Origin of the sequence: Microcoleus sp. Pol11C2 (genome assembly GCF_036701505.1) — a bacterium.
In the GTDB taxonomy this organism is placed as follows: Bacteria; Cyanobacteriota; Cyanobacteriia; order Cyanobacteriales; family Microcoleaceae; genus Microcoleus.
Genome location: NZ_JAUBQX010000021.1, coordinates 69,603 through 76,960 on the forward strand (window position 1 = coordinate 69,603; position 7,358 = coordinate 76,960).

General features: G+C 46.3%; 7 protein-coding genes and 1 pseudogene. 2 read left to right on the plus strand and 6 right to left on the minus strand.

Features of this window, described 5'->3' with window-relative positions; all coding sequences use genetic code 11:
* The 3 genes from QUA42_RS14380 to QUA42_RS14390 all read right to left on the minus strand — a co-directional run.
* On the minus strand, window positions 1-779 hold a 779-nt coding region (locus QUA42_RS14380; RefSeq protein WP_333137863.1), incomplete at its 3' end, for a leucine-rich repeat domain-containing protein.
* Between the two features lie 136 nt (window positions 780-915).
* Window positions 916-1,956, minus strand: coding sequence for an ABC transporter permease (locus QUA42_RS14385; RefSeq protein ID WP_333137864.1), 1,041 nt, complete (start codon window positions 1,954-1,956; stop codon window positions 916-918).
* Between the two features lie 235 nt (window positions 1,957-2,191).
* Window positions 2,192-2,704: an adenine phosphoribosyltransferase gene (locus QUA42_RS14390; RefSeq protein ID WP_333137865.1), complete on the minus strand. Its 513-nt coding sequence runs from the start codon at window positions 2,702-2,704 to the stop codon at window positions 2,192-2,194.
* 237 nt (window positions 2,705-2,941) lie between these two features.
* On the opposite strand from QUA42_RS14390, the gene QUA42_RS14395 reads away from it, so the two are divergent.
* On the plus strand, window positions 2,942-4,108 hold the full coding sequence (locus QUA42_RS14395) for a pyridoxal phosphate-dependent aminotransferase (RefSeq protein WP_333137866.1): 1,167 nt from the start codon (window positions 2,942-2,944) through the stop codon (window positions 4,106-4,108).
* Window positions 4,109-4,209: 101 nt separating this feature from the next.
* Here the strand turns inward: QUA42_RS14395 and QUA42_RS14400 are convergent, their stop codons facing one another.
* Together QUA42_RS14400 and QUA42_RS14405 are read right to left on the minus strand one after the other, a co-directional pair.
* Window positions 4,210-4,983 (minus strand): RNA polymerase sigma factor SigF, encoded by a 774-nt coding sequence (locus tag QUA42_RS14400; RefSeq protein WP_333040477.1) that lies wholly within the window; start codon window positions 4,981-4,983, stop codon window positions 4,210-4,212.
* A 462-nt stretch (window positions 4,984-5,445) separates the two neighbouring features.
* On the minus strand, window positions 5,446-6,288 hold the full coding sequence (locus QUA42_RS14405) for a photosystem II manganese-stabilizing polypeptide (protein ID WP_333137867.1): 843 nt from the start codon (window positions 6,286-6,288) through the stop codon (window positions 5,446-5,448).
* 401 nt (window positions 6,289-6,689) lie between these two features.
* Between QUA42_RS14405 and QUA42_RS14410 the strand changes: the two genes are divergently transcribed.
* Complete coding sequence (locus tag QUA42_RS14410; protein ID WP_333137868.1) at window positions 6,690-7,052, plus strand: hypothetical protein; 363 nt, start codon at window positions 6,690-6,692, stop codon at window positions 7,050-7,052.
* 76 nt (window positions 7,053-7,128) lie between these two features.
* Here the strand turns inward: QUA42_RS14410 and QUA42_RS14415 are convergent.
* Window positions 7,129-7,358, minus strand: a pseudogene (locus QUA42_RS14415) (calcium-binding protein); the annotation flags it as partial.

Here is a 7,358-nt window from a genome sequence, read left to right on the forward strand (position 1 = left end):
AGTGTTGTCAGATTGGTGAGCGAGCCGAGGATGCTGATATCGGTAATTTGATTGTTGCCCAGATCCAGTGTTGTCAGATTGGTGAGCGAGCCGAGGATGCTGATATCGGTAATTTGATTGTCGTTGAGATTGAGTGTTGTCAGATTGGTGAGCGAGCCGAGGAAGCTGATGTCGGTAATTTTATGCTTCCTCAGATGGTTCCTCAGATTGAGTGTTGTCAGATTGGTGAACGAGCCGAGGAAGCTGATATCGGTAATTGGATTGTTGCCCAGATCCAGTGTGGTCAGATTGGTGAGCGAGCCGAGGAAGCTGATGTCGGTAATTTGATTAGAGGAGAGATTGAGTGTTGTCAGATTGGTGAGCGAGCCGAGGAAGCTGATGTCGGTAATTTTATTGCCCCAGAGATACAGTGTTGTCAGATTGGTGAGCGAGCCGAGGAAGCTGATGTCGGTAATTGGATTGTGGCTCAGATACAGTGTGGTCAGATTGATGAGCGAGCCGAGGAAGCTGATGTCGGTAATTTGATTAGAGGAGAGATCGAGTTTTGTCAGATTGGTAAAGGAGCCGAGGGAGCTGATGTCTTTAATTCCAGTATGGCTGAGATCAAGTTCTGTCATGCTTGAAAGTATCTGCTCCGCTGCTTGTGCGTCATCAGTGCCAGCCTTTTCTAACAACACTTCTACTGTATGCCTTGCCCATACTGAAAGACTGTCAATATGCCTGCACCAGTCGGCAAAGCTGCTAAAACTCATTGGCTCGTTGGGTTGTTTTTCTGACATAAAACGCTCCGAGATGGGTAATGGGGCATGGGGCATGGGGCATGGATAATAGGAATACTGTTGATTGTTGACTGTTGACTGTTGACTATTACAAATCGCCCTGGCGTACCTCACTCATATTACTGAATTAAGTCTACTATTTCAAATCTTCCAGCTTAATCCGAGGATCGACAGCTTTGAGCAGCAAATCCGCCAACAAATTGCCAACAATCAACATCGTCGCACCCATCATCAAACTTGCCATTACTAAATACAAATCTTGATTGTTCACCGCATCCAAAGTCAGCTTTCCCAACCCCGGCCAATTAAAGAAATATTCGGCAATAAACGCACCGCTCAACAAACTAGCAAACTCAAAACCCAACAGCGTAATCAACGGATTAACAGCATTCCGCAAAGCATGAATGTAAATTACTCGATCGTCCGGCAAACCTTTAGCCCGTGCTGTTCGGATATAATCTTGACGCAGCACGTCCAAAAATTGTCCGCGCATCAATCTTTGCAAACCCGCAAAACCAGTAAGGCTGAGGGCGACTGTTGGCAAAATTAAGTGCCAGCCGTAATCGAGGATTTGGCCCCACCAAGGTAAGTCTGCCTGGTCGATGCTCGTCATTCCTCCGATGGGAAACAGAGGCGAAGTCTTTTGAGCAAAAAATAGCAGCAGCAACGCTGTGATAAAGCTCGGAAATCCCTGTCCGGTGTAGCTGACTACTTGCAGAACTCGATCGACTGTGCGGTTTTGATTGACGGCGGCGACTATTCCCAAGGGAATGGCGATCGCCCAAGTTACAATCAAAGATGCGATCGCCATTAATAACGTCGCCGGTACCCGTTCCCACAGCAGCGAAGCTACGGATCGCTGATACACAAAACTCGTGCCAAAATTCCCCCGGGTCACAATTTGTTGCAGCCACAGCCAATACTGCACAATAGCTGGTTTATCTAAGCCGAACTGCTGTTCGAGTTGCTTGAGTGTCTCCGGCGAAATCTTAGGATTTTGGCTCAAAGTATCCAAGTAATTTCCCGGTGCTAGCTCAATAATTGCAAAACAAAGCATCGATGCCAAAAATAGGGTTAAAAGTGCCTGCAACAGTCGCTTGACAACATAAGTAAATGTCTCGCTGCCAAACAGAGAATTCAACGCTCGCCAATTTCGATTTAACTTAAGAGAAGTCATACGATTTTAGATTTTAGATTTTAGATTTTAGAATTGAACAATTGAAGAATTGAATAATTGTGAATGATATTAATTCCGGTTGCATCGGAATGATTTAACCGCTCTTGACGCAGAGATCACAGAGTCTCCAGAAGAGAGAGATGAATTATTCCGATGCAAAGGTCAAGGATATTATTTGTCCGTAGTTTTTATTCAGCCGTCAACTGTCAACAGTTAACAGCCAACAATTAACTGACTAATATTCAACTAGCGTGACGATCGGCACATCGGGCAATTTCTGCCGGCCGCCCAAAGCCTGCAATTCAATGATAAAAGCAAAACCTACAAGCTCGCAGCCAGCTTGTTCCAACAATTTAGCCGTCGCCGCCGCTGTTCCGCCAGTGGCGATTAAATCGTCCACAATCAGCACCCGGCTGCCGGATGTCATCGCATCTTGGTGCATCTCCAGTCGATCGACACCGTACTCCAATTCGTACTCAGCAAAATGAACCGCACCGGGCAGTTTCCCTGGTTTGCGGACAGGAATAAAGCCTATTCCCATTTTATAAGCCAAAGGCGCGCCAAAGATGAAGCCCCGCGATTCCATGCCCACCACATAGTCAACAGACATTGCAGAGCATTTTTCGGCTAAGCTATCAATGGTGTAGCTGAGCCCTTGCGGGTCGCGTAACAAAGTTGTAATGTCTCGAAACAGAATTCCCGGCTTGGGGAAATCAGGAATGTCGCGAATCAGAGATTTGAGATCCATAAGCTTGCAGATCGGCGTTGAGGGTAACGAGGCATCAAAAATGGTACAATAATAACGTCAAAAAATAAAAATTAAAAAATAAAAATTAAAACTAAGAGCTTCTTTAATTTTTATTCTTTAATTGCTTAATCCTTTACGTACTATGTAAACAAATGTCATAATTCCCTAACAACAGGGTTGAATATCAACATTTGTCACCCTATGATCGAAAGTCAAAAATCTAATATCTAAAATCCAATGATTAAGTTGGCAGCACGAGTGGGTGAGGTTTCTCCTTCCATAACCTTGGCGATCGCCGCTAAGGCTAAAGCCATGAAGGCCGAAGGGATTGATGTCTGTAGTTTGAGTACGGGAGAACCCGACTTTGATACCCCCGAACACATTAAAGCAGCGGCAAAACAAGCTTTAGACGCGGGCAAGACTAAGTACGGCCCTGTGGCTGGGGAACCGCAGTTAAAAGCTGCGATCGCGCGCAAACTCCAATCCGACAACAATCTCAACTATCAACCAGAAAATATCATTGTCACCAACGGCGGCAAACATTCCCTCTACAATCTGATGATGGCTCTGATCGAGCCTGGAGAGGAAGTGATTATTCCGGCTCCCTACTGGCTAAGCTACCCTGAAATGGTGAAACTCGCTAGCGGCAAGCCCGTAATTGTACGGACTGATGCTTCTACAGGATATAAAATTACACCAGAACAACTGAGTGGAGCGATTACTCCCAAAACCAAGTTATTTGTACTGAATTCGCCTTCTAACCCAACGGGAATGGTGTATAGTACGGCGGAAATCAAAGCGTTGGCTGAGGTGATAGTCGATCGAGATATTTTAGTCGTTGCTGACGAGATTTACGAAAAAATTATATATGACGACGCCAAACACGTCAGCATCGGTTCCCTAGGCCAAGAAATCTTCGATCGCACCCTGATCAGCAGCGGTTTTGCTAAAGCTTACTCGATGACAGGCTGGCGAGTCGGTTATTTGGCCGGGCCGAGCGAATTAATTAAAGCCACCAGCACCATTCAAGGTCACAGTACATCAAATGTGTGTACTTTTGCACAGTACGGCGCGATCGCAGCTTTGGAAAGCAGTCAAGAGTCTGTCGAAACAATGCGTGTAGCTTTTGCCGAAAGGCGTCAGGTAATATTTGAATTACTCGATGCTGTCCCTGGAATTAGCTGTATTAAACCAGACGGTGCTTTCTATATGTTTGTCAACATCAGTAAGACAGGAATGAATTCTTTGGAATTTTGCGACGCTTTCTTAGAACAGCAGCAAGTAGCTGTTATTCCGGGGATTGCGTTTGGTGCAGACGACCATATTCGATTGTCTTACGCCACCGATTTAGGCACAATTAAAAAAGCCGTAGAAAGGCTCGATAAATTTGTCCGCAGCATCTAAAAATTAGTTAGTAGTCAGTGGTTATTTGTTATTTGTTATCGGTAGCAGCTTAATGCTGACTGCTGACTGCTGACTAATGACTAATGACCAATGACTAATCACTAAAGCTGTTTAGTCATAATCTCTTTGAGCAAATCCAGCCCCTTCTTAACTCGCCGAGAAACTGTCACCGCACTGATACCCAAGCGTTCAGCCGTTTCTTTCTGCGTCAAATCGTAGAGAAAAACAAACTCCAATATCTCGCGAGTCCGTTGTTCCAACATAGCCAAAGCTTGCTGTACGCGAATTTGATCCTCTTGCGCCAACTGAAAACTCCGATATTTGCTATCGGGCACCAATTCTCCCAGACAAGTAGCCCCCTCATCTTCATCTTGCATCGGGGCGTCCAAACTCAGAGGCGATCTGTTGAGATGGGCCAACTTAATTTCTTGCCATTCTTGTACAGACACCTCAAGGACTGCTGCTACTTCAGCATCCGTAGGTTTGCGGTTTAACTGCACCTGCAACTCCTTGATCGCTGCTACTGATTTGCGTTCCAGGGACTGCCAGTGGCGGGGAAATCGCACAGAAGGGCTTTTGTCCCGCAAGTAGTGTTGAATTTCGCCCCGTATGTAGGGAATTGCAAAGGAACTAAAAGCGTGCCCCTTCGCGATATCAAACCGCTCGATCGCCCGGATCAACCCAATACATCCGACTTGCAGCAAATCGTCGTAGCTTTCACCGCACTGGTTGATCCAGTGGTAAACTTCTTTTCTGACCAGTCCAATATTCAGTTTAACTAACTGATTGCGGATTTCATTAGATCCAGAAAGTTGGTACTCGCGCAACAATTGCAAATTTTCGCTTTTTAGCTCGTTCGGCAGTGTGGTAGACATGGTGGCATAAGGGTGGGTAGAGCAGAGGACTGAAGTTGCTTTAGATCTAGTTTCCAATCTAGTCTAAAAAAATTCACTTTTGTTTAGTGTAATCGTAGCACTTAATATGTGTGATAGCGGACACACCAGTTGAGTTTTCGGAACGTGAACGGATTTAGCGGGATTATCCGAAGGTTTTCGGCATAAGGCAGACTTTTACCAGGTAGAAGGCCTTCGACCAAATCTCCTATTTAACCAGGTTTTTTAAAAAATACATTATAAGCTGAAAGCGCTGTGAATACAATACTTTAATTAATAAAAAATCCCAACTTCATAACTTGCGAATTACCACAATTAAATCATAAATTTAGTCATTAGTCAACAGTCCTAAGTTAGGTTGCTCAAGACTGTTGGCTAATGAAGAGCGAGCAGTACCTTTAGGGTAAAAAACTACTCAAGTTCGATCGCTCCTGAAAGCCCATTTTATGACACAGAAGGCTCAATGCGAGCGTAAAACAAACCCCGAATTTTCACGTCCAGAGCCGGTCTAGCTCCCAAATCAGTATCAGAAGGCTGCGTGCTCTCAAAAATCCCGCCAACTTCGCCAGTGGCGCTGTTGACTTTAGCAACTTGGAGAGAAATTTTGCCGGCCTTAGTGCGAGTGTCAGCAACCTTAACATTAGCCCGCACCCGTTTGGAATTGTCACTAGCCGGAAGTGCTACAGCATTGTCGTAGCCAGTCGATACCCCGCGAGCTTTAGGGTCTAAAAAGCCTGCGCTGCGGTAAGAAGGAACGTTAAACTCTCCTCTCAAATCGGTGGAAGTATTGATAGCAACCACTCCGGGTTCGGAACTTGCCACTAGCTGTTTAATGGTAAACAAGAAAGGTACTTGCTCTCCGCCCGGTAATTGAATCGTAATAGCTTGAAAATCCAAGCCGTCTTCTTCTGTGAAAGTCAGAGTTCCATCAGTACCAACCTTGAGCGTACCTTGAACTTGGTCAATGCTCGACGTGAACCGGGTCAGCAATTTACCAGGCACAAATTCCGCCTCTTGGCGTTTGTTTGCTGGTTCTTCCTTCACAAAATAAGTTGTGGGCTGCAAACACAAACCAGTCAGTTTATAGGTGGCGCCCGCTTCGATGGGGATCGATCCCCGAGAAGTTTCTGCCAAGCTAGGGCAGTTATTAGCCAAGCCAGTACCTCTAATCTCATCGTAGGTGAGCAACTCAGTAGTCGCCACCGTCGTGTCAGAAGCAGAAGAACAAGCAACCAGCGCACTCATGCAAAATGCTAAAAGTGCAACAATTAAAGCACGATATTTCATTGCAAACCTCAATATCCAACATCGGATTATATTAAGAAAAAGCCCTACTTCGAGCAAAATATAATTGCCCGCCGGCAGGCTAGGCCAGCGCTTAGGGCAGCATTTAGATCCAGATCGCTCGCTTCACCGACACCGGCATTGACTCAGAAAATCAAGCTAGTGCGCCGTGAAAATAAGCATGAACTTATGATTTCTCAATCATGTTCCGATCGCAGCCCAATACACATGGTACGACGGGTTGTGCTCTTTTCCTGACTTGGACTGCAAATTAATATTGCTTAAGTCAACCTACTTAAGTTACTTTGCTTATGACCCCGAATGGCGATCGCGACTAGCTCGATTAGTCGGTTGACCAAAAGGCTGGGGACAAAGGCCTTGTAGATTTCAAAGGAAGCAGCGGTATGGACAACGGCAAAGATTTAGAGTCAGAAAAGTTGCAGTCTCAAATGCAATCGCTGACAGAGGCGATTCGGACTTTAGGCGAAAGTTGTCAGGGAGACAGTCTGCTGCTTTTGGCCCTGCTGCGGAGGCTGGAAGCTTCGCACCGGGAAATTCGGGACGGTTTGTTTCAAGCGTCTTTTCCCGACAACCGCCAAGCACTTTACAAACTGCTCAGGAATATTGAAGCCAATGGCGGTTGGCCTTACATCCACCGCATGAAACTTCGATCGCTCTTGGGGTACACCCAACAATTATCTCCTCTAGAAGATTCTCCGGCCGAGTCGCCAGAAGACTCGGCCGAAACTCCCCAGGACGTTAAATAGTTATGAGTGATGAGTTTAGTGAGTTTTACATTAACTCATAACTCATCACTGAGCGGCGCGATCGCACCTAAAGCCCCTAAGGTGTAGGAAAAGGTGTAGGAAAAGGTATCGGGTTCGGCACCGGCGTCGGGAACGGCCTCTGGCCGGGCATTGGCCATAGTCCGGGAGTCGGCGCCGGGGGGATCGAACTAATTGACAGCAGGGGCGAATCAGCATCAGGCACGCTAACTGTCGGCGGAATCGGAATCCTCGGAGTCGGCGTCGGAGGCGAAGTTGGAGTAGGAGGCGAAGTTGGAGTAGGAGGCG